General features: G+C 67.6%; 15 protein-coding genes and 1 other RNA gene. 6 read left to right on the top strand and 10 right to left on the bottom strand.

Features of this window, described 5'->3' with window-relative positions; translation table 11 throughout:
- The 3 genes from ACZ9AQ_RS22585 to ACZ9AQ_RS22575 form a co-directional block, all read left to right on the top strand.
- Window positions 1–230: hypothetical protein (locus tag ACZ9AQ_RS22585; protein WP_429206881.1), on the top strand; the 230-nt coding region annotated here is incomplete at its 5' end.
- Window positions 231–284: 54 nt separating this feature from the next.
- Entirely contained in the window at window positions 285–3,191 is a 2,907-nt protein-coding gene (locus ACZ9AQ_RS22580; protein ID WP_429206882.1) for a hybrid sensor histidine kinase/response regulator, read from the top strand.
- A 1-nt stretch (window position 3,192) separates the two neighbouring features.
- Complete coding sequence (locus ACZ9AQ_RS22575; protein ID WP_429206883.1) at window positions 3,193–5,391, top strand: putative bifunctional diguanylate cyclase/phosphodiesterase; 2,199 nt, start codon at window positions 3,193–3,195, stop codon at window positions 5,389–5,391.
- A 196-nt stretch (window positions 5,392–5,587) separates the two neighbouring features.
- On the opposite strand, the gene ACZ9AQ_RS22570 is transcribed toward ACZ9AQ_RS22575, so the two are convergent.
- Window positions 5,588–8,080, bottom strand: a complete 2,493-nt coding sequence (locus tag ACZ9AQ_RS22570; RefSeq protein ID WP_429206884.1) for a penicillin acylase family protein — start codon at window positions 8,078–8,080, stop codon at window positions 5,588–5,590.
- A 277-nt stretch (window positions 8,081–8,357) separates the two neighbouring features.
- On the opposite strand from ACZ9AQ_RS22570, the gene ACZ9AQ_RS22565 reads away from it, so the two are divergent.
- Window positions 8,358–8,675, top strand: a complete 318-nt coding sequence (locus tag ACZ9AQ_RS22565) for a hypothetical protein (RefSeq protein ID WP_429206885.1) — start codon at window positions 8,358–8,360, stop codon at window positions 8,673–8,675.
- Here the strand turns inward: ACZ9AQ_RS22565 and ACZ9AQ_RS22560 are convergent.
- The 6 genes from ACZ9AQ_RS22560 to ubiD all read right to left on the bottom strand — a co-directional run bounded on the left by ACZ9AQ_RS22560 (window position 8,666) and on the right by ubiD (window position 14,975).
- Window positions 8,666–9,835 (bottom strand): glycosyltransferase, encoded by a 1,170-nt coding sequence (locus ACZ9AQ_RS22560; RefSeq protein ID WP_429206886.1) that lies wholly within the window; start codon window positions 9,833–9,835, stop codon window positions 8,666–8,668. The genes ACZ9AQ_RS22565 and ACZ9AQ_RS22560 overlap by 10 nt on opposite strands.
- 106 nt (window positions 9,836–9,941) lie before the next feature.
- Window positions 9,942–10,532 (bottom strand): recombination mediator RecR, encoded by a 591-nt coding sequence (recR, locus tag ACZ9AQ_RS22555; RefSeq protein WP_429206887.1) that lies wholly within the window; start codon window positions 10,530–10,532, stop codon window positions 9,942–9,944.
- Window positions 10,533–10,580: 48 nt separating this feature from the next.
- Window positions 10,581–10,910 carry a YbaB/EbfC family nucleoid-associated protein gene (locus ACZ9AQ_RS22550; RefSeq protein WP_005671283.1) on the bottom strand — a complete coding sequence of 110 codons (330 nt, stop codon included), beginning with the start codon at window positions 10,908–10,910 and terminating at the stop codon, window positions 10,581–10,583.
- 49 nt (window positions 10,911–10,959) lie between these two features.
- Complete coding sequence (locus ACZ9AQ_RS22545) at window positions 10,960–13,131, bottom strand: DNA polymerase III subunit gamma/tau (protein WP_429206888.1); 2,172 nt, start codon at window positions 13,129–13,131, stop codon at window positions 10,960–10,962.
- 183 nt (window positions 13,132–13,314) lie between these two features.
- An RNA gene (gene ffs, locus ACZ9AQ_RS22540) (signal recognition particle sRNA small type) lies at window positions 13,315–13,413 on the bottom strand.
- Between the two features lie 77 nt (window positions 13,414–13,490).
- Window positions 13,491–14,975, bottom strand: a complete 1,485-nt coding sequence (gene ubiD / locus ACZ9AQ_RS22535; RefSeq protein WP_429206889.1) for a 4-hydroxy-3-polyprenylbenzoate decarboxylase — start codon at window positions 14,973–14,975, stop codon at window positions 13,491–13,493.
- 516 nt (window positions 14,976–15,491) lie between these two features.
- Here ubiD and ACZ9AQ_RS22530 point away from each other — a divergent pair.
- Entirely contained in the window at window positions 15,492–16,397 is a 906-nt protein-coding gene (locus tag ACZ9AQ_RS22530) for a transglycosylase SLT domain-containing protein (protein ID WP_429206890.1), read from the top strand.
- A gap of 210 nt (window positions 16,398–16,607) precedes the next feature.
- Here ACZ9AQ_RS22530 and nusB read toward each other — a convergent pair whose 3' ends face one another.
- Genes nusB through ribBA form a run of 3 tightly spaced genes read right to left on the bottom strand, consistent with a single transcriptional unit; the run spans window position 16,608 to window position 18,722 of the window.
- On the bottom strand, window positions 16,608–17,078 hold the full coding sequence (gene nusB, locus ACZ9AQ_RS22525) for a transcription antitermination factor NusB (protein WP_429206891.1): 471 nt from the start codon (window positions 17,076–17,078) through the stop codon (window positions 16,608–16,610).
- Window positions 17,079–17,097: 19 nt separating this feature from the next.
- Window positions 17,098–17,577 carry a 6,7-dimethyl-8-ribityllumazine synthase gene (ribH, locus tag ACZ9AQ_RS22520; protein ID WP_005671273.1) on the bottom strand — a complete coding sequence of 160 codons (480 nt, stop codon included), beginning with the start codon at window positions 17,575–17,577 and terminating at the stop codon, window positions 17,098–17,100.
- Between the two features lie 32 nt (window positions 17,578–17,609).
- Complete coding sequence (ribBA, locus tag ACZ9AQ_RS22515) at window positions 17,610–18,722, bottom strand: bifunctional 3,4-dihydroxy-2-butanone-4-phosphate synthase/GTP cyclohydrolase II (RefSeq protein WP_429206892.1); 1,113 nt, start codon at window positions 18,720–18,722, stop codon at window positions 17,610–17,612.
- A gap of 329 nt (window positions 18,723–19,051) precedes the next feature.
- On the opposite strand from ribBA, the gene ACZ9AQ_RS22510 reads away from it, so the two are divergent.
- Window positions 19,052–21,742, top strand: coding sequence for a two-component system response regulator (locus ACZ9AQ_RS22510; RefSeq protein ID WP_429206893.1), 2,691 nt, complete (start codon window positions 19,052–19,054; stop codon window positions 21,740–21,742).
- The last annotated feature ends 66 nt before the right edge of the window (window positions 21,743–21,808 follow it).

Genomic DNA, 21,808 nt, shown 5'->3' with positions numbered 1-21,808 from the left:
AAATATTCTTGCACGACTGCGAGCTTGAACTGCTCATCGTACTTGGTCATGAAAAACCCCCAAAAGTTGTGTCCAACTTTTGGGGGTCAGTTCACTGCGGCGCCCTTTCTTTTGTTCCCGTCGATGGTAATTGCGCGATGGAATTGTTCCGTTTGCCACATTTGCGGATTCGCAAAACTGGCCTCTCACCTAGGCCGTATATTTTTTTCCTGCGGGCTCTTGCCCGCTAGGAGGATCTGCACCGTTGCCGGATCCGCTGCGCTGTGCCGTTTGCGGGAATCACGATGCAGAATTTCGAGCGCTCGAGCCTGAACCGGAAGTTGAACATCCTCTCGCTGCTCTCGACGGCGACTGCGCTGCTGTTCGTGTTCTGCGCCTTCGCCGTCACCTCCATCATCAATCACCGCCAGGCCGAGAGCCTGCAACTGGCCGCCTTCGCGCGCGTGATCGGCGCCGCCACGGCCGGCGACCTGCTGCTGGTCGACCGGCGCCAGGCCGGCGCCACCCTGGCGGCGCTGGAAGCGCAGCAGCACATCTCGGCGGCGGTGCTGTACGACCGTTTCGGCCGTGCGCTGGCCGAGTACCGTGCGCCGTCGCGCCTGGGCGCCGCACTGCCCGTGCTGGACGACCTCGGGCCCGAGACGCTGATCGATGCCAACCGCGCCGGCCGCTCCCTGCTGTCGCGCCACATGCGCGTGGTGCAGGAGGTGCGCCACGGCGAGCTGGCGGTCGGCGCGATCATGATCGAGGCCGACCTGCTGCCGATGTGGCTCGACATCCTGGCCAGCCTGGTCGTGATCGGGCTGGCGATGGGGGCCGCGCTGCTGGTCTCGCTGGGACTGGCGCGGCCGCTCAAGCGCAGCATCGCCGAGCCGATCGCCAAGTTGATCCAGGCCGCGCAGAAGGTCTCGGCCAGCCAGAACTACGGCCTGCGCGTGCAACACAAGCGCAACGACGAACTGGGCGTGCTGATCGACAGCTTCAACACCATGCTGGCCCAGATCGAGGACCGCGGGGCGGCCCTGCTGCACCATCGCGACGAACTGGAACGCCAGGTCGGCGTGCGCACCGAGCAGCTGGAAAAGGCCAAGAACGCGGCCGAAGCGGCCAGCCGCGCCAAGAGCGGTTTTCTGGCCACCATGAGCCACGAGATCCGCACCCCGATGAACGGGGTGCTGGGCATGACCGAGATGCTGCTGGCCACCGAGCTGACCGACGCCCAGCGCAGCTACACGCAGCTGGTCAAGCGCTCGGGCGAGCACCTCCTGGTGATCATCAACGACATCCTCGACTTCTCCAAGATCGAGGCCGGCAAGCTGACCATCGAATACATCAACTTCAACCTGTGGGACCTGCTGGACGACATCCACAACGTCTACACCCCGCAGGCCGCTGCAAAGGGCCTGGGCTGCGACTTCGACATCGCCAACGACATTCCGGTGGCGATTTGCGGCGACCCGAACCGGCTGCGCCAGATCATGGCCAACCTGCTCGGCAATGCGATCAAGTTCACCAACGAGGGGCGCATCATGGCGCGGGTGCGGGTGGCCGGCGAAGACGCGCAGCGGGTGACGCTGCGCTTCGAGGTGCACGACACCGGCATCGGCATCTCGCGCGACGCGCGCGCGCGCATCTTCAACGCCTTCTCGCAGGCCGACGATTCCACCACCCGCAAGTATGGCGGCACCGGCCTGGGCCTGGCCATCTCGAAGCAGCTGGTCGAACTCATGAAGGGCACGATCGGCGTCGAGAACGCGCCCAGGCAGGGCTCGATCTTCTGGTTCACGCTCGGCTTCGACAAGCGCCGCGTCGATCCCGACGCCCCCGGCCACCGCCAGCACACGCTGGAGGGGCTGCGGGTGCTGGTGGTGGACGAACAGGACGCCAGCCGCAACGAGCTGGTGCAGCAGCTGGAAACCTGGCGCGCGACGTGCGAGGGCGTGGGCAGCGCGGCGGCCGCCTTCGAGCACCTGGTGAGCACGGCGCGCGCCGGCCGCCCGTATGATGCGGCGGTGCTCGACATGGAGCTGACCCAGACCAGCGGCCTGGCGCTGGCGGCCTCGGTGCGTGCCGAGGGGATGGCGCGTTCGACCCCGATCAATACCCATTTCGTGCTGCTCAGTCCCGAGCGGCTGGCCGCCGATCCGGTCCAGCGGCGCGAGGCCGGCGTGGCCTACCAGCTGGTCAAGCCGGCGCGCGCGGCCGACTTGTACGCCTGCCTGACGGCGCGCGCGGCGCGGCTGCATCATCCGGCTGCCGCCGCCGCGCCGGCTGGGGCGCATGCCGCGACGGCGGCGTTCGGGACCGCCAGGCCGGCCCCGATGGCGCCCCAGCAGCCGGTACGGCGCGCGCGGCGCGTGCTGCTGGCCGAGGACAATCCCGTCAACGTCGAAGTGGCCAGGGCCATGCTGGAGAGTCTGGGCCTGGAAACCCACTGCGCCACCAACGGCCAGGAAGCGCTGCATGCGGTGCACGAAGGCGGCTGGGACGCGGTGCTGATGGATTGCCAGATGCCGGTGATGGACGGCTTCGCGGCGACCGGGGAAATCCGGCGCCACGAGCGCGAGGCGGGCCGCGCGCGCACCTTGCCGGTGATCGCGATCACCGCCAACGCGCTGCAGGGCGACCGCGAAGCCTGCCTCGCGGCCGGCATGGACGACTACCTGTCCAAGCCCTTCACCCAGCAGCAGCTGGCGGCCGTGATCGGGCGCTGGGTGGCGCTGCCGGTGCTGGCCGAGCGCCACCACGACGACGACGCCGCGCCGGCCCTGGCCTACCAGCCGTCGCCCGCATTGCCTCCATCACTGCCTCCATCGCCGCAGCCGCCGCCGCGGGACAACCCGGTCGACCGCGCCGCCCTCGACAACATCCGCGCGCTGAGCCGCGACGCCGGTGACGTTCTGGTGCAGAAGGTGATCAACGCCTACGTGGGCGACACCCCGCGCCACCTGCAGGCGCTGCGCCAGGCAGTAACCACGCGCGACGCCGAAGCCCTGCGCCGCATCGCCCACGGCCTCAAGTCGGCCAGCGCCAACATCGGTGCGGCGCGCCTGGCCGCGGCCTGCCGCGACCTCGAACAACTCGGCCGCAGCGGCGCCGTCGACGGCGCCGCGCCCCTGCTGGCCGACATGGAGCGCGAATTCCAATCGGTGCGCCAGTCGCTCCACGCCCTGCTTGAAAAGGAATCCTGAGATGCCTGCATTTGCCTCCACCCAGCGCGGGACCGTGCTCGTCGCCGACGACGATCCCGTCATGCGCCTATTGATGCTCGAGATGCTGGCCCAGGTCGGGATGGACGGCATCGAGGCCGGCGACGGCCTGGAAGCGGTCGGACTGGCGCGCGCGCGCCATCCCGACCTGATCCTGATGGACGTCGACATGCCGCGCATGGACGGCTTCACGGCTTGCCGCACGATCCGCGCCGCCGAGAAGGATGGCGCCTGCGTCCCGATCGTCATGGTCACCGGCAGCGACGACGTCGAGGCCGTGACCCAGGCCTACGAGGTCGGCGCCACCGACTTCGTCTCCAAGCCGATCAACTGGCCGATCCTCGGCCACCGCGTGCTGTACGTGCTGCGCGCCAGCGACGCCATCGCGCGCCTGCGCATCGCCGACGCCCAGAACCGCGCCGTGCTCGAAGCCATCCCCGACACCTTCTTTCGCCTGAACGCGGACGGCTTCTATCTCGACTACGAACCCGGCCAGGAACGGCCCGGCCAGGAGCGGCCCGGCCAGTCGTGTCCGGGACACCCGGCCAGCGCTCCTCCGATGAGCGCGCGCTTCATCGGCAAGCACCTGTCCGACACCCTGCCGCCCGAGATCGCGGCGCGCATGCTGGAGCAGATGAAGACCGTGCTCGCCACCCAGCAGGTGCGCTCGGTCGAGTACGAACTGATCGACTGCGGCGAGGTGCTGCACTTCGAGGCGCGCCTGGTGGCCACCAGCCCATCCGAGGTGCTGGGCCTGGTGCGCGACATCAGCGAACGCAAGCGCGCCGAGGAGCAGATCCGGCGCCTGGCCTACTGCGACGGGCTGACCGGCATTCCCAACCGCCAGGCCTTTCTCGAGACGCTCGAGCGCGAGCTGCAGCGCGCCAAGATCGGCAACAAGAAGTTCGCGGTGCTGTTCATGGACCTCGACGCCTTCAAGCGCATCAACGACACGCTGGGCCACAACGCCGGCGACCAGCTGCTCAAGATGGTCTCGGACCGACTGCGCGAGACCACCCGTCCCAGCGACCTGGTCTCGCGCGGCGAAGGCATCGAACACGGTGCCCAGCACGGCGCGCAGCGGGGAGCCGGCGACGCCGCCAACCTCGCGCGCCTGGGCGGCGACGAATTCACCATCCTGATTCCCGACCTGGAGCGGGTCGAGCATGCGCTGAACGTCGCCACCCGCGTCAAGGAAGCGATGCGGCGGCCCTTTCTCATCGAGGGCAACGAGATCTTCGTCACCGCCAGCATCGGCATCTCGCTGTTTCCCGAGGATGGCGACGATTGCGGCTCGCTGCTCAAATTCGCCGACACGGCGATGTACCACGCCAAGAACTGCGGCAAGAACAACGCCAAGCTGTACAGCTCTTCGCTGACGATGCAGATCATGAGCCACGTGAAGCTCGAGGTGGGCTTGCGCCGCGCGCTGCAGAACGACGAGCTGTACCTGGTCTACCAGCCGCAGCGCGACGTGCGCACTTCCGAGATCGTGGGGGTCGAGGCCCTGGTGCGCTGGCGCCATCCCGAACGCGGACTGGTGCCGCCGACCGAATTCATCCCGCTGGCCGAGGAGACCGGCCTGATCGTCCCGATCGGCGAATGGGTGCTGCGCACCGCCTGTCGCCAGGCGCGCGCCTGGCAGCGCCTGACGCGGCGCCTGTTGCGCATCGCGGTCAACCTGTCGGCCAAGCAGTTCAAGGACGAGAACCTGTCGCAGATCGTGCTGTCGGCCCTGACCGAGACCGGGCTCGAACCGCGCCTGCTGGAACTGGAGCTGACCGAAGGCACCTTGATGGACGATGCGCGCGCCACGCTGGTCACGCTCGAGCAGCTGCGCGGCATCGGCGTGCACCTGTCGATCGACGACTTCGGCACCGGCTATTCATCGATGAATTACCTGAAGCGCTTCGACGTGCGGGCCCTCAAGATCGACCGCAGCTTCATCGCCGGCCTGCCGCAGGACTCGGAGAACGCCGCCATCACGCGCGCCATCATCGCCATGGCCCACGGCCTCAAGATGGTGGTGGTGGCCGAGGGCGTCGAGACCGGCGAGCAGCTCATGCTGCTCGAGGAGTATGGCTGCGACATGGTGCAGGGCTACTACCTGGGTCATCCGTCCAGCGCCGAGAAGATCACCGAGATGCTGCGGCATGCGCAGCAGGCCTTGCCGGCGAAGTAGTGGTGGCGACGCGCCGTATCGCCGGCCAGCAGCCTCAGAACCGTCGTTCCCGCGCAGGCGGGAACCTAAGTTCGTACCGCTGTGACTTGGATCGAACGCAGCCTGGCTGCATGCAACCTGAGGTTCCCGCCAAGGCGCCCGGCGAGGGCAGGAACGACGTGCCAGGGTTTACAAAAGCGGGAATTCGGCCTTGCGCTCACGGCACGAACCGCAGCGTATGCTTCACCGCCCCCGGCAGCAGCGGCGCCGGCTTGCCCTCGACCCAGGCCGCGTGGTCGAGCAGGAAGAACGGCGACAAGGGATGCCCGCTCTGCCCGCCCGGCATATTGTACAAGCCCTCCTCTTCGCGTCCCGGCGACACGGTCAGCCGTTCCGACTGGCCGAACTTCGGTCCGGCCACGCGCGGCATGTGGGCGTCGCCCGCCAGCGGCTGGCCCGGCGCGGCGAGCCAGCGGCGCAGCGCGGGCACGGCCATGCTGATCGGATGCGCGATGTCGGCGGTGTTGCGCTGGCCCCAGGTGGCTTCGGCCAGCGGCGTGCCGGCGTCAAGCAGGGCCGCGATGGCGCGGTCCACCGCGGCCAGCTCCAGGTCGCGCCATGAGGCATGGCCGGCCGGCAGCCAGCCCTGCGGCCGTTCGTCCAGCAGGCGCGCCGCCACCGCCGGCCAGCGCGCGCTGGCCGCGGCCGCGCTGGCCTTGGGATCGATCTCCTTGAGCGCAGCATTGACGCCGCCGTACAGCAGGTCGTGCACGGCCCACATGAAGTCGCGCGCCAGGCGATAGCCGACCGACTCCACGCTGGCGCGCCCGCTCCAGCTGGTCTCCAGCAGGCGCCGGAACTCGGCGCGCTGCGGCTGGCCGGCGAGCGCGTGCGCATCGAGCGCGGCCAGGGCGCGCTGGCGCCACTGGCCGACCAGGATCGCGCGGTCGTCCAGGGCCGCGTCGAAGGCGCGGCGCACGTCGACCTGGCCGCCCATGGCCTGCAAACCCTCGTGCAGCTGGCGGTTGCGCTGGCCCAGGTCGTAGCCGCCGTCGCCCAGCAGCGAGGAGCCCGCCCCAAGCAGCTGGCGGCTGTTGGCGGTCGTGATCTGGCCATCGGCGGGATTGACGATGCGCGGGTAGTCGGCGTACGGCAGCGCTTCGCTCCAGGTCTGGGCCGTGCTGCCGGCGGCGAGCGGGAATCCAGCCCCAACGCCGGCTGCAAGGCCGCCCGCTGCTGCTGCCTGACCCTCGGCGGCGCGGCGCGGCAGCAGGCCGGCGATGGTCCAGCCGATGTTTCCCTGCACGTCGCCGGCGACGAAGTTCTGGGCCGGGATGCCGTTGATGGCGGCGGCGGTCAGCGCATCCTCGACGCTGGCCACCCTCTCGAGCTTCAGGTGATTCATGTTGAGCGCGGCCGGATCGTGGGCGATCCAGTGCAGCGCATAGCTGCGTCCCGCCACCTCGCGGATCGGGCCGAGCGAGGTCTCGCGCACGACCATGCGCTCGGTCGCGGCGCCTTTCACGGCGATCGTCTCGACATGCGCGCGCGGCGTCTCCCAGCCGCCCGGCAGACCCACCTGGTTCGGACGGGCCGGGTCGACCCGCAGTTCGACCAGGTCGAGCGAATCGGCATAGCTGTTGGTGAAGGCCCAGGCCACCTGGCCGTTGCTGCCGACGATGACGGACGGCGGCGCCCCGGGCAGGCTGACGCCGGCCAGGCGGCGCTGGCCGCCGGGCGCGCCTGGATCGGGAAAGCGCAGCGCGAGGCGGTACCAGATGTTCGGCAGCCGCAGGCCCAGGTGCATGTCGTCGGCCACGATGGCCGCGCCGGTGCTGCTCCGGCTGCCGGCCAGCGCATAGTTGTTGCTGCCGACCGAATCGGTGACTTCCAGGCCGGCCAGCCTGACCGGCGCGCCCGATGCCTGCGGCGCCTTGCCCCACCAGGCCGGCGCCCGCGGCGGCAAGGGGCTCGCCACCCTTGCCGCGCCCTGGCCCGGTGAGGCGCCGCGGGTCGCATCGAGGGTCACGTCAAGGGTCACATCGTACGCGCTCGCCTCGGGCAGCAGGAAAGCCAGCTGCGCCGCGTCGCTGTGCGTGCGCAGCCAGCCACGCGCCAGTTCGCGCGCCTGCTGGGCGCCTTGCAGGTCGATGTACATGGCCCACACCACCAGCAGCGAATCGGGCGCCGTCCACGGCCGCGGCGCCACGCCGGTCAGCGCGTATTCGAAGGGCCGCGCGCCGAGCGCGTCGAGGCCTTCGTTGACGCCTTGCGCATAGCGTTCCAGCAGCGCACGTTCCGGCGCCGGCAGGCGCGCCAGCGTGTCCAGCGCGCGGGCGCGGAAGCGGTGCAGACGGTGCGTGCGGTCGGTGGGCAGCGCCGCCGGGCCGAACAGCTCGGCCAGCTCTCCGGCCGCCGTGCGGCGCAGCAAGTCCATCTGGAAGAAGCGCTCCTGGCCATGCACGAAGCCGGTCGCATAGGCGACGTCGAGCCGGCTGGCGCCGCTGATCAGCGGCACCCCGCCGGCATCCCGCTCGACCGTGACGTCGCCGGCCAGGCCGGCCACGCGGCGCTCGCCGTCGAGCTGGGCCAGGCTGGCGCGCAGGAACAGCCAGGCGGCCAGCAAGGCCAGCAGCACGAGCGCCAGCAGCGCCCCGGCCCCGCGCAGGGTCCAGGTCTTCCATCGGGACTTGCCCGGCGAACCGTTCATACGTCTCCTCCTCGTTTTGGGGGCGTATCTTGCCAGAAAACTCACGGCCGAAGCCGGTCGGCTCGAGAAAATACCTGACCGCGCGCGACACGACGTGCGCACCGCGACGCTCCCCGCACCGTACCTGCTGTTGTCGTTGAAGGCAGCCCCATCCGTCCCCATATCCGAACCTGAGGCAGCTGAAGAAATCTCATGCTTCGTTGGCTATCGCACACGCTGCGCGTATCGGCGATGCTATTCTGGAATCATGCCGCGCGAGGCGGCGGGAGGAACTGTCATGCAAAACGTCAACAAAGGCGCGCGGATGCCTGCCATCGCGCGCGCATCCGCCGCCATCGGTCTGGCCCTGCTGGCCGCGGCCTGTTCGACGCCGCAAGAAAAGGCGGCGCGCGCGCAGGCTGATATGGCGCAACTCATGAGTATCTACGGTCCGGCGTGCAGCCAGCTCGGCTATAGCGCGAACACCGATCCCTGGCGCGAATGCGTGCTGCACCTGGGCACGCGCGAGGAATTGCAGCGCGTCGGCACCGGCGTCGGCGCGTATGGCGCCTGGGGTCCGCGCTATCGTGGCGGCTACTGGGGCCCCTACTGGTAATAACCCGCCCGCGCATAGGACTGCGCGCCCTGCGCCTGGCGCCAGGGTCCGCAGTCCGGTGCGTCCTGCGGTAGCAAGCTGCAATAATGCATTTGCAGTTGGGCGAACACCGCTTCCCAGTCGAATGACGTTTCGACCTTGCGCCGCGCATTGGCGCCGAGCGCCGCGAGGTCGCGGGTCGCCACGTGCCTGATCGCTTCGGCCAGGCTGTCGGGGCAGTTGGGCCGCGCCAGCTCGCCCGTGTCGTCGTCGACCAGTTCGGCAAGGCCGCCGGCGCCCGCCGCCACCACCGGCAGTCCGCACCCCATTGCCTCGAGCACGATCAAGCCAAAGGTCTCGCAATCGCCCGGATGCACCAGCAGGTCGCAACTGGCCAGGATGCTGGCCAGCGCGCGCTGGTCGCGCTGGAACGGCAGGCGGCTGACCCGGGCGCCCCGTGCGGCGTCGAGCGCGGCCTCGCCGGGGCCCACCATCAGCAGGTGGAAACCGGGACCGAGCCGGTGCATCGCCGCGATCAGCACATCCAGTTTCTTGTCTGGCGTAAAGCGTCCGGCATAGACCAGCAGGCATACCCCGGGCGCCAGCCCCAGTTGCTCGCGCAAGGCGCCGTCGCGAAGGTCCGGACGGAAGACGCCGCAATCGATGCCGAGCGGCTGGTGCAGCGCTCCCTCCACTCCCATCGCCCGCAGTTGCCCGACCATCAGCCGGCTCGGCGCCAGCACCAGGTCGAACTGGCTATAGAGGCGCGCAAGGTAGCGCCGAACGAACAGAGCCGCCTGCGGGCCGAAGCGGTTTTCGACCAGGCGCGGCAGATCGGAGTGATAGAAGGCCACGGCCGGGATGCCCAGCCGGTCGCGCGCGCGCAGCGCGGCCCAGGCGCAGTGCCCGGCGTCGCCGACTTCGACCAGGTCGGGCTGCAGCATGCACAGGCGGCGTTCGATCGCGGCCACCGACACCGGCATGCGATAGCCATGGAAGCCGGGCAAGGCCAGGCCGGGCACGCGCAGGCGCGTCGGCGAGGCCTCGGTCTCGATGTTGGGACTGAGGATGGTATGCCGCGCCCGCGCCCGGCGCCGCAGCCAGCGCGACTTGGCGTTCAGGTAAGTGCTGACGCCGCCGCCTTCCGCGGCATAGAACATCGTGAGATCGACGAGGTGCATGGATGGTCCGCAGAAAGGAACACGATAGCAACGGCCCGCCAACCAGGTTTGCGCGCACGCAGGCCATGTGTCCAGGGACCGCGCTACCGGATCGAGATGGCGGACATTATGCGCTGCGGCGGTCGAGCATGGCGCGCGCGATCGTGCCGGCGTCGACATACTCTAGCTCTCCGCCCACCGGCACGCCGCGCGCCAGGCGACTGACCTTCAGGCCACGCGCCTTGAGCATTTCGCTGATGTAATGGGCCGTGGCTTCGCCCTCGTTGGTGAAATTGGTTGCGAGCACCACTTCGCCGACGACGCCATCGGTGGCGCGGTTGACGAGCTTGTCCAGGGCGAGGTCGCGCGGGCCGATGCCGTCCAGCGGCGACAGCCGGCCCATCAGCACGAAGTACAGGCCGCGCCAGGTGAGCGTTTGCTCGATCATGATCTGGTCGGCCGGGGTCTCGACCACGCACAGCAGGGTATGGTCGCGCTCCGCGTCGGCGCATAGCGCGCAAATTTCGATGTCGGAGAAGGTATTGCACTTGGCGCAATGGTGCACCGTGTCGACCGCCTGGTAGAGCGCGCGCGACAGTTGCGCGGCGCCCTCGCGGTCGTGCTGCAACAGGTGGAACGCCATGCGCTGGGCCGACTTGGGGCCCACGCCCGGCAGGCGGCGCAGCGATTCGATGAGAAATTCGAGCGAGGTCGACATGGGGGAGCGTCCCGCCGGCAGGCACCGGCCGGGACTGGTATCAATGGATCAGAAAGGCATCTTGAAGCCGGGCGGCAGGCCCGGCATGCCGGCGGTCAGGCCGCTCATCTTTTCGGCGGCGGTGGCCTCGGCCTTGCGCACGGCGTCGTTGAACGCGGCCGCAACCAGGTCTTCCAGCATGTCGCGGTCGTCGCCCAGCAGCGACGGGTCGATGGTGACGCGCTTGACGTCGTTCTTGCAGGTCATGACGACCTTCACCAGGCCGGCGCCCGACTGGCCTTCGACTTCGATCTGAGCCAGCTGCTCCTGCGCCTTCTTCATATTGTCCTGCATGGCTTGCGCCTGTTTCATCAAGCCTGCGAGCTGGTTTTTCATCATGGTGGGTTTCTCCAAAAGTCGGATGGGTGATTGATCGGCAGCGACACGCTCAGGCGACCTTGACCGAGCCGGGCACGACGAACGCGTCGAAGCGTCGCTCGAGCTCCTGCACGAAAGGATCGGCGGCGACGATGGACTCGGCCAGGCGCTGGCGTTCTTCGCGCGCCGCTTTCTGTTCGGCCCCAGCTGTATACCATACCGGGCCGATCTCGGACTCCACGCTCACGCGGAAGTCGGGGAAATGTTCTTGCAGCGCAGTCGCCAGCTTCTCGCTATTGCCGCTGGCGCGCAGCGTATCGACCGGCACGCGCAGCTTGAAGGTGACGGCGCGGTCGTTCACGACGCAGGCGACCAGTTCGGTCTGCAGCGCCAGCTGCTGGGCCACGCCGCGCAGCGGCAGGCTGCCGGCCAGCGCCGGCCAGTTGCCGTCCCAATCGATCTCGGGCACCGGCGTGACGACGTAGGCGTGCGGCGGCGCGGCCGGCGCACGCACCTGGGACGCGGGCGCGACCACGGCCGCCGCCTCGGCGGCGACGGCGGTGTCATCGGAAAAATCGGTTACCCAGGACGGCACGTCGTCTTCCGGCTGCGACTGCTGCTGCGGCTGCGGCTGCGGCTGCGGCTGCGGCTGGCGGGCCTGCATTGCCGGCTGCTGCCGGGCCATGGCCTGCGGCTGCCCGCCCTCCCACGGCGGCGGCGCGGAAGCGGCGCGCGCCTGCATGCCGACGCCATGGGACGGCAGCGCGGCCGACGGTCCGGGCGCCGCCGGCGGCGCAGCCGGGGACGGCGGCGCCGCTGGCGCCGGCGCGACCGGTTCGGCCGCCGGCCGCTTGGGTGGGGTGCGGATGCCCGAGGCGGCGCGCGCCGCCTCCAGCGCCGCATTGATCGCGGCCCGCGCCGACGTCATTGCCGGCGCGCCGGGGGCGGCGGCGGCCGTCGGCGCACTGGGCTGCGCGGGCGCCGGCGCTGGCGGTGCAGCCGAGGGGGTAGCAGATGCGGTGGCCGACGGCGCTGCCGGGCGCGGCGTCACCGCCGCATGGCTGGCGGCGGCCGCGGCGGCGGCGCGCGCAGGCGCCGCGCCTACCGCTGCGGGCGGTGCGGCCGATGCTTCTGCCCCGCCCTGTCCGGGGCGAAAGGCCAGCATGCGCAGCAGGGTCATGGTGAAGCCGGCATAGTCGTCCGGCGCCAGGCCGATCTCGTTACGGCCGTGCACGGCGATCTGGTAATACAGCTGCACTTCCTGGGCATCGAACACCCCGGCCAGGCGCATGATGTCGGCCAGCTCGGGCAAGTCCTGCGGCACGGCGCCGGGCACCGACTGCGCCAGCGCGATCCGGTGCAGCAAGGTGCCCAGGTCTTGCAGCGCGCCGTTGTACGACAGGCTGCGGCTGGCCATCTCGTCGGCCACCGCCATCAGGTCGGCGCCGTCCGACGCCGCCAGCGCGTCGAGCAGGCGCACCAGGTAGGATTGGTCGAGCGCGCCGAGCATGCCCTGCACCGCATCGAGCGTGACCTGGCCGGCCGCATAGGCGATCGCCTGGTCGGTGAGCGACAGCGCGTCGCGCATCGAGCCGTGCGCGCCTTGCGCCAGCAGGCGCAGCGCAGGCTGCTCGAAGCTCACGCCTTCCTGGCCCAGGATGTTCTCGAGGTGGCCGACGATATGGCCCGGCGGCATTTGCTTGAGATTGAACTGGAGGCAGCGCGACAGCACCGTCACGGGGATCTTTTGCGGATCGGTGGTCGCCAGGATGAACTTGACGTGCGGCGGCGGTTCTTCGAGCGTCTTGAGCATCGCGTTGAACGCGTGGTTGGTGAGCATGTGCACCTCGTCGATCATGTAGACCTTGAAGCGCGCATTGCTCGGCGCGTAGACCGCCTGTTCCAGCAGCTGGGCCATCTCGTCCACGCCGCGGTTGGACGCCGCGTCCATCTCGATATAGTCGACGAAGCGGCCGGCGTCGATCGCGCGGCAGGCCTCGCATTGCCCGCATGGCTCGGCGGTGATGCCGCCCTGCCCGTCCGGCCCGATGCAATTGAGCGACTTGGCCAGGATGCGCGACAGGGTGGTCTTGCCGACCCCGCGCGTGCCCGTGAACAGATAGGCATGGTGCAGCCGCTCGGTGCGCAAGGCATGGGTCAGCGCACGGACGACGTGCTCCTGGCCAACCAGCGTGTCGAAGTTCTTGGGACGGTATTTGCGGGCGAGGACTTGATAGGACATGCCACGATTTTACCGCAGATGGCGGTCGTCGCGAACAATCCGCGGGCAGGCGCTTGTATAACGGGAATGCAAAACGGAGGCACAGGCGTGCAAACGCCAACGCGATACGACAAGAAAGGGAGATACGGCGGAAGAAAGGAGATGCGACGAGGAGATACGACGAGAAGCTACGAGAAGGAGACAGGAGGCGAGCCTGATCTGCGGCACTTGCGGTAAACGGCTTTGGCTGCTTCGTTCCCGACCTGACCAGGTAAACCATGCCACAATGCGCAGGGGCCCGCCAGCGCTCATTATACCCCAGCGCATGCCGTTTGGGGAAATGACGGGGGCGCCGCAACTGGCGTCCCCGCCTGGCGCAATCAGATTCCCAGCTGCTGCCAGATCTCGTCCACCTTCTTCTTCACCGCAGGCGCCATCACGATCGGCGTCCCCCATTCGCGGTTGGTCTCGCCCGGCCATTTATTGGTAGCATCGATACCCATCTTGCTGCCCAGCCCGCTGATCGGCGAGGCGAAGTCGAGGTAGTCGATCGGGGTGTTGTCGACCATGACCGTGTCGCGGGTCGGATCGACGCGGGTCGTGATGGCCCAGATCACCTCTTTCCAGTCGCGCACATTGACGTCCTCGTCGACCACGACGATGAATTTGGTATACATGAACTGGCGCAGGAAACTCCACACGCCGAACATCACCCGCTTGGCATGACCCGCGTACTGCTTCTTCATCTGCACCACCGCCATGCGGTAGCTGCAGCCTTCCGGCGGCAGGTAGAAATCGAGGATTTCGGTGAACTGCTTCTGCAGCAGCGGGATGAAGACTTCGTTCAGCGCCACGCCCAGCACGGCCGGTTCATCGGGCGGCTTGCCGGTATAGGTCGAGTGATAGATCGGATCGCGCCGCATCGTGATGCGGTCGATCGTAAACACCGGGAAACTGTCCTGTTCATTATAGTAGCCGGTGTGGTCGCCATATGGCCCCTCGAGCGCATGCTCGAAGCCGGACGGATGGTTTTGATCCGGGTAGATATGCCCCTCGAGCACGATCTCGCTCGAAGCCGGCACCATCAACTCGCTGCCGATCGCCTTGGTGAGCGCCGTGCGGCTGCCGCGCAGCAGGCCGGCGAACTGATATTCGGACAGCGTGTCCGGCACCGGCGTCACGGCGCCCAGGATGGTGGCCGGGTCGGCGCCGAGCGCCACCGCGATCGGATACGGCTGGCCCGGATTGGCCAGCGCGTGTTCGCGGAAATCGAGCGCGCCGCCGCGGTGCGCCAGCCAGCGCATGATGACCTTGTTAGGCCCCAGCACCTGCTGGCGGTAGATGCCCAGGTTCTGGCGCTTCTTGTTCGGGCCCTTGGTGATCACCAGGCCCCAGGTGATCAGGGGCGCCACGTCGCCCGGCCAGCAGTGCTGGATCGGCAGGCGGCCGAGATCGACGTCCTTGCCCTCCCAGACGATTTCCTGGCAGGGAGCACCCTTCACTTCCTTCGGCGCCATGTCCCACACCGCCTTGACGAGTGAGCCCATGCCCATGATGTCCTTGAAACCCTTGGGCGGCTCGGGCTCCTTCAGGCGCGCCAGCACGTGGCCGATCTGCCGCAGCTCGGTGATATCGTCCGCCCCCATGCCCAGCGCCACCCGCTTCGGCGTGCCGAACAGGTTGCCGAGGACCGGGATCGTGTGCCCGGTCGGCTGCCGGAACAGCAGCGCGGGGCCTTCGGCGCGCAGCGTGCGGTCGCAGATCTCGGTCATTTCGAGGTTGGTCGATACCGGAATGTCAACATGTTTCAGCTCGCCCATGCGCTCGAGCTGGGCCATAAAATCTCGCAAGTCTGTATATTTCATCAAGTTTTGTGCATTTCTTTGATTGCAGAACGTAAGTGAGAGGGTGGTGCCAAGTGATTGATTCGTCAAGTATTTCCATTTGGAAGCCGACGTTGTCAGATCCAAAAGTTATAAGAGGCGCGCGTGCTAGGGTTGACTTGATATAAGCTCCACCCCTACAATCCGTCCTACTTGATGAGCCGGCCTTACATTTTTTGCCACATTTTAGCCGTTCTCATGCATTCACGGGGTCGGGGCCCCATATGACATTTTAAGGAGTGTTTCTCTTGGGCGTCTGCCCAACTCCCCCGAAACAGTTGTTGAGCCACTGGTCTCTGCCCTCCGGGTTAGCAGCCAGCTGAAGCAAAGCAATGACGGCGTTAGTCGGCCGCGTCGCGGCGACAAACGATTTTCTGATGCACGGCAAAGCACGTTCTGCGTTTCGCTCCGCGCGACACGACGGGATCTCTTTTGCCGCGACAAGGGGAAAATTCGATGTTTCATCGTTTTATCACGAGCGCAAAGCTCGTGCAATCCATGGCCAGCCAGCCAATCACGTGGTCTTCCGCGAGCAAAACGGCAAGCGGTCTCTTGAAAACCGCACGCACTACCCTGACCGTATTCGGTCTGACCGCCATCAGCATTCTGGCGCTGCTGTACACCAATGACAGTTTCGCCAAGCGCGTCTCTGAAATGCTGCATCCGCAGCCAGTCGCCATTGCGGTGGCAGAACCGGTGGCGCCCGTCGTGGCGACGCCAAAGGCGGTGGCCGAAGCGGTGGCCGTCGAAACGACGCATCTGCGCGATTCGCACGCGGCGCTGGGCAACAGCAAGCAGCAGCAATACGTCACCAACTGGCTGTCGAAGCGTTATCGCGTGGCCGGCGACGCCGCCAATATGCTGGTGTCGACCGCTTACCTGACGGCGCACGAGCTCAAGCTCGACCCGCTGCTGATCCTGGCGGTGATGGCGATCGAATCGGGCCTGAACCCGTTCGCCGAAAGCGCGATGGGCGCCAAGGGCCTGATGCAGGTCATGGCCAAGGTCCACCACGACAAGTTCGAGGACGTGGGCGGCCCGCAGGCGGCCCTGAACCCGGTCGCCAACATCCGTGTCGGCGCCCTGATCCTGAAGGATTACGTCAAGCGTACCGGCTCGATCGAAGGCGGCCTGAAGACCTATGTCGGCGCGGCCAACCTGGAAACCGATTCGGGCTATGGCAACAAGGTACTGAACGAGTACAAGTTGCTGAAGAAAGTGTCGACAGGCCAGAACGTCCCGGTGCGCACCCCGCGTGCGACCCCGGCGCCGGCGACCATCGTCGTCGCCAAGCAGCCGGAATCGGAAACGCCCAAGCCGGAAGCCAAGCCGCTGCCGGAGACTACCACCGCCGCCCACACCGGCGCGCAGGTGCCCAACGTGGAGCAGCTGGCCGGCCTGTAAGAGCACGAGGGAAGTCCTTGGATGCCATCGCTACGGCGGTGGCTTTTTTGCGTCTGTTCTATATATATGTTGTTTCGGGCTGCTCGCATGACTTGGGTTCCCGCCTGCGCGGGAACGACGTGCTGATTTGCGTGTCCGAAATCACGGTCCAAACAAAAAGCCACCGGCTCGCGCACGGTGGCTTTTCTCGTCGATCCGCACGCGAAGCGATCAGCGACGCTCGTTCGCCGCCACTTCGTCCGGGCGCAGTCGCGACGCCAGCTTGTCCAGCACGCCGTTGACGTATTTATGCCCGTCGATGCCGCCGAACGACTTGGTCAGCTCGACCGCCTCGTTGATCACGACGCGGTAGGGAACCTCGGGGTGGTTCTTCAGCTCATAGGCGCCCAGCAGCAGCACCGCGTGCTCGATCGGCGACAGCTCGGTGATCGTGCGGTCGATCAGCGGGGCGATCGCTTCGCGCAGCTCGACCGAGGTGCTGATCGCGCCGTTGAGCAGCGCCGAGAAGAACTCGCTGTCGGCCTTGTCGAAGCCGTGGGCGCCGCGGATATTGGTCGAGACCACCTGCGCCGATTCATTATTCAGCAGCCATTGATACAGACCCTGGAGCGCGAATTCGCGCGCGCGGTGGCGCGGCGTGCGGTTCTTGCTCGGGTTGGCATGCGTACTCTTGTCAGTCATTGTTTTCTTGCCTTTACTGTTATTCGTCCTCTGGCACCAGCTCGTCCAGCGCCATCAGGAGGTTGGCCATCTCGACCGCGACGCGCGCCGCATCGCCGCCCTTCTCGGCCATGCGCACTTCGGCCTGCTCGTCGGTCTCGGTGGTCAGGATCGCGTTGGCGATCGGGATGCCGTAGTCGAGGCCGATGCGGGTGATGCCGGCGCCCGATTCGTTCGACACCAGCTCGAAGTGGTAGGTCTCGCCGCGGATCACCGCGCCCAGGGCGATCAGCGCGTCGAACTGCTCGGTCACGGCCATGCGCTGCAGCGCCAGCGGCACTTCGAGCGCACCCGGCACGGTCACGTGCAGGATGTCTTCGTCGGCCACGCCCAGGCGCTTGAGCTCGGCCAGGCAGGACGACAGCAGGCCATGGCCGACGTCGGCGTTGAAACGGGCCTGCACGATACCGATGCGCAGGTCTTCGCCCTGCAGATTGCTTTCAAAAGTTCCTACCGTCATGGCTGACCTCTTCTTGTTGATTGGTTGATTGTTCAGGCTTGCGGACGCGGCACGTAGCCGGTGACTTCCAGGTCGAAACCGGTCATCGACGGCATCTTGCGCGGATTGGCCAGCAGCTGCATCTTGCCCACGCCCAGGGCGCGCAGGATCTGGGCGCCGATGCCGTAGGTGCGCAAGTCCATCGACGCGGCGCGCGCACCTAGACGGCTGGCCTTGCCGTCCTGCGGCGCCAGCTGGGCGAACAATTGGTCTGCGCTTTCGCCGCAGTTGAGCAGCACGATCACGCCGGCGTCGCTGGCCTTGATCGTCTTCATGGCCGAAGCCATGTCCCACGAGTGGGTGGTGGCGCGGTTTTCGAGCAGGTCGAGGATCGACACCGGCTGGTGCACGCGCACCAGCGCTTCTTTCTCGGGCGACGGTTCACCGTGGACCAGGGCCAGGTGAGCCGAGCCGCTCGGCGCGTCGCGGAAGGCGACCAGCCGGAATTCGCCGGCCTCGGTCGACAGCGTACGCTCGGCCACGCGCTCGACCAGGCACTCGTTCTGGCTGCGGTAATGGATCAGGTCGGCGATGGTGCCGATCTTGAGGTTGTGCTCTTTGGCGAACTCGATCAGGTCGGGCAGGCGCGCCATGGTGCCGTCTTCCTTGATGATCTCGCAGATCACCGAGGCCGGGGTCAGGCCCGCCATGTGGGTCAGGTCGCAACCCGCTTCGGTATGCCCGGCGCGCATCAGGACGCCGCCCTTCTGCGCGCGCAGCGGGAAGATGTGGCCCGGCTGCACCAGGTCGTCGGGCGTCGTGCCCTTGTTCACCGCCACCTGGATGGTGCGCGCGCGGTCGGCAGCCGAGATGCCGGTGGTGACGCCTTCGGCCGCTTCGATCGACACGGTGAAATTGGTGCCGAACGAGGTGCCGTTACGCGACGTCATCATCGGCAGGGCCAGGCGGTCGCAGATCTCCTCGGACAAGGTCAGGCAGACCAGGCCGCGCGCGTGACGGATCATGAAATTGATCGCCTCGGGCGTGACGAAGTCGGCTGCAAGCACGAGGTCGCCTTCGTTTTCGCGATCTTCCTCATCGACCAGGATGACCATGCGGCCGGCGCGCAGTTCGGCAACGATGTCCTCGGTGCTGGATATAGACATACGGGATTCCTTGAAACGGGGGGTTATGCGTAATCCGCTATTTTAATGGATTTACAGGCTTTCAACCGCATTGTCCTCCCCTGGTCCTGCCCAAATCGCCGGCGCGGCGAGCCGGCTGCGCCAACCGACGTTACGATTAAGCAACAACATGTGATGTTGTGGCTTTAAATTGTTAAGCTTGCTGTTTTAACATTCCACATCGTAACCGTGCCCAAGCCCAACTGGATTACTATCAAGACATCTTGGTCTTACCCACCCAGAGGGTGCGGCCCATTTTTCGGAGTTGCGATGCCGGTAGTTCTCCCCATCTGCCGTCCAGGCGCCGCCCCATGCAAAGGGCGGCACTGATGGCCACGATCCTGATCGTCGACGACCGACCGAGCAACCGGAGCTATCTCGCGGCCCTCCTCGGCTATACCGAACACCGGATCCTCGAAGCCGAGGACGGCGCCCGGGCGCTCGCCATCACGCGCGCCGAGCGTCCCGGCCTGATCATCACCGACATCCTGATGCCGACCATGGACGGCTACGAGTTCGTCCAGCAGCTGCGCGCCGATCCCGCCTTGCGCGCGACCCGTGTCATCTTCTTCTCGGCCGTCTATTCGGAGCGCGAGACGATGGCCATGGCGGCGCGCTGCGGCGTGGCCACGGTATTGAGCAAGCCTTCCGACCCGCAGCGCATTCTCGACGCGGTGGCGGCCGAGCTGGGCGTGGCGCACGGCGGGCCGGCGCCGGCGCTGCCTTTCGCCCGCGAGCATGACCGCGACCTGCCGTTCGACCTGTGCGCGCGCCTGTCCGAGCTGGAACGCATGTGCATGATGCTGGCGGGCGAGCGCCGCGTCGAGGCCCTGGCCGATGCCTTCGTGGACGCCGCGCGGCGCGTGCTGGGCGCCGATTGCGTCGCCCTGTGCCTGCTGGCCAGCACCGAACGCAGCGTGCGCCACCTGGCCACCCATGGGGTGGAAGGCGGCCTGCTCGCGGCCTGCGCGCTGGACGAGCAAGACTTGCCCGGCATGCTGCTGCGCGCCCGCGCGCCGCTGCGGCTCGACGGCGACGACGCCCTGCTGGCCACCCTGCCCCGGCGCCACCCCGAGGTCGACCATCTGCTGGGCCTGCAGGTGCACGACCTGCAGCATCCGCTCGGCTGGCTGTATTGCACGCGCCGGGTCGGCGCGGCGCCATTCTCGGACGAGGAAGAGCGCTGGGCCACGGCATTGGCGGCCCAGTTGGCGGTGGCCTACGAAAACCTGAACCTGTACGAGGTGGTGCAGCACCACGCCGCCCAGCTGCAGCTCGAGGCGCTGGCGCGCGCCGACGCCGACGCCGCGCTGCGCGACAGCGAACACCGGCTGGAACTGGCGCGCCAGGTGTTCGACAGCACCCGGGAAGCGATCCTGATGACGGACGCCGACGCCAACATCGTCGCTGCCAACCCGGCCTTCGAAGAGACCGCCGGCTACCGCGAATCCGAGGTCCTGGGTAGAAATCCGCGCCTGATGAAGTCGGGACGCCACGACGCCGCCTTCTACGCCGGCATGTGGGCCTGTCTGGAACGGGATGGCCAGTGGCGCGGCGAGATCTGGAGCCGCCGCAAGAATGGCGAGATCTACCCGGCCAGCATGAGCATCAGCGCGATCCACGACGAGCAGGGCCGGCGCACCGCCTACGTGTCGGTGTCGACCGACCTGTCGGCGCTGAAAGCGGCCCACCATCAACTCGATTTCCTGTCCAGCCACGATTCGCTTACCCTGCTGCCGAACCGCACGCTGTTCAACGATCGCGTGCAGCAGGCGCTGGCTGCTGCGCGCCAGGATGCGAGCCAGGTGGCGCTCTTGCTGTTCAACGTCGACCGCCTGTCGCGCATCAACGATAGCCTCGGCCATGCGGCCGGCGACGCCGTGCTGCGCGAGGTGGCGCGCCGCGCCGGCGAACTGGCCGGCCCGACCGACACCGTGGCGCGCCTGTCGGGCGACGAATTCGTGCTGCTGCTGACCAGCTTCGACGACACCGACGACGTGATCTATTGCGCCCAGCGCCTGATGGAAGCCGTGTCCCGGCCGCTGCTGGTGGGCGAACACGACGTGGTGGTCACCGGCAGCATCGGCATCAGCGTCTATCCGCGCGACGGCGACGGCCCGGGCGACCTGCTCAAGGCGGCCGACGCCGCGCTGACCCACATGAAGGAGTCGGGCCGCAACGGCTTCCGGTTCTTCAAGGGCGAGATGAACGCCGAAGCGCTGCGCTGGCTGGCGCTGGAGACGCGCCTGCGGCGCGCGATCGAGCGCGACGAATTGTCGCTGCACTATCAGCCCCAGGTCTCGCGCCTGGATGGCCGCGTGGTCGGCATGGAAGCCCTGCTGCGCTGGCACAGCGACGAGATCGGGCCGGTCTCGCCCGCCGACTTCATCCCGCTGGCCGAGGACACGGGACTGATCCACCCGATCGGCGAATGGGTGATCCGCCAGGCCTGCTTCCAGAACAAGGCCTGGCAAAACGCCGGCCTGGCGCCGGTGCGGGTGGCGGTCAACGTCTCGGCCAGCCAGTTCAAGACCGGCGCCGTGGCCCAGGTGGTGCGCACCGCCCTGCACGACAGCGGCCTCGAAGCGCGATGGCTTGAGGTCGAACTGACCGAAAGCGTGATGCTGGGCGACAGCGCCGCGGCCGAGGCGCAGATGGCCGAGCTGCGCGCGCTGGGCGTCTCGCTGTCGCTGGACGACTTCGGCACCGGTTACTCGTCGCTCGGCTACCTGTCGCGCTTCCCGCTCGACAAACTCAAGATCGACCAGACGTTCGTGCGCGACATCGCCACCGAACGGCGCAGCGCCGCCATCGCCCAGGCGACGATCGCCCTGGCCCAGGGCCTGTCGTTGGCGGTGGTGGCCGAAGGCGTGGAAACAGTCGGCCAGCGCGACTTCCTCGGCTCCCTCGGCTGCGACGTGTTGCAGGGCTATCTGTATGGACGGCCGGTGCCGGCCTTCGAGATGGCCCAACTGCTGGCGAAGGGACGGATCGTGCTCTGAAGGCAGGGCGAGTCCAGGACATGTCCCGGGCCGGTCCGGGGCAGGTTCGAAGTAAGTTCGGCGCAG

The organism is Massilia sp. UYP34 (genome assembly GCF_056279385.1).
The sequence above is the reverse complement of the archived record's forward strand: the minus strand, read 5'-3'. Positions and strand labels throughout refer to the sequence as shown.

What these genes read in the sequence shown, in the direction of transcription:
- ACZ9AQ_RS22580 (WP_429206882.1), top strand. Translation starts at nt 285, where the DNA reads ATGCAGAATTTCGAGCGCTCGAGCCTGAACCGGAAGTTGAACATCCTC.
- ACZ9AQ_RS22575 (WP_429206883.1), top strand. Translation starts at nt 3,193, where the DNA reads ATGCCTGCATTTGCCTCCACCCAGCGCGGGACCGTGCTCGTCGCCGAC.
- ACZ9AQ_RS22570 (WP_429206884.1), bottom strand. Translation starts at nt 8,080, where the DNA reads ATGAACGGTTCGCCGGGCAAGTCCCGATGGAAGACCTGGACCCTGCGC.
- ACZ9AQ_RS22565 (WP_429206885.1), top strand. Translation starts at nt 8,358, where the DNA reads ATGCAAAACGTCAACAAAGGCGCGCGGATGCCTGCCATCGCGCGCGCA.
- ACZ9AQ_RS22560 (WP_429206886.1), bottom strand. Translation starts at nt 9,835, where the DNA reads ATGCACCTCGTCGATCTCACGATGTTCTATGCCGCGGAAGGCGGCGGC.
- recR (WP_429206887.1), bottom strand. Translation starts at nt 10,532, where the DNA reads ATGTCGACCTCGCTCGAATTTCTCATCGAATCGCTGCGCCGCCTGCCG.
- ACZ9AQ_RS22550 (WP_005671283.1), bottom strand. Translation starts at nt 10,910, where the DNA reads ATGATGAAAAACCAGCTCGCAGGCTTGATGAAACAGGCGCAAGCCATG.
- ACZ9AQ_RS22545 (WP_429206888.1), bottom strand. Translation starts at nt 13,131, where the DNA reads ATGTCCTATCAAGTCCTCGCCCGCAAATACCGTCCCAAGAACTTCGAC.
- ubiD (WP_429206889.1), bottom strand. Translation starts at nt 14,975, where the DNA reads ATGAAATATACAGACTTGCGAGATTTTATGGCCCAGCTCGAGCGCATG.
- ACZ9AQ_RS22530 (WP_429206890.1), top strand. Translation starts at nt 15,492, where the DNA reads ATGGCCAGCCAGCCAATCACGTGGTCTTCCGCGAGCAAAACGGCAAGC.
- nusB (WP_429206891.1), bottom strand. Translation starts at nt 17,078, where the DNA reads ATGACTGACAAGAGTACGCATGCCAACCCGAGCAAGAACCGCACGCCG.
- ribH (WP_005671273.1), bottom strand. Translation starts at nt 17,577, where the DNA reads ATGACGGTAGGAACTTTTGAAAGCAATCTGCAGGGCGAAGACCTGCGC.
- ribBA (WP_429206892.1), bottom strand. Translation starts at nt 18,722, where the DNA reads ATGTCTATATCCAGCACCGAGGACATCGTTGCCGAACTGCGCGCCGGC.
- ACZ9AQ_RS22510 (WP_429206893.1), top strand. Translation starts at nt 19,052, where the DNA reads ATGCAAAGGGCGGCACTGATGGCCACGATCCTGATCGTCGACGACCGA.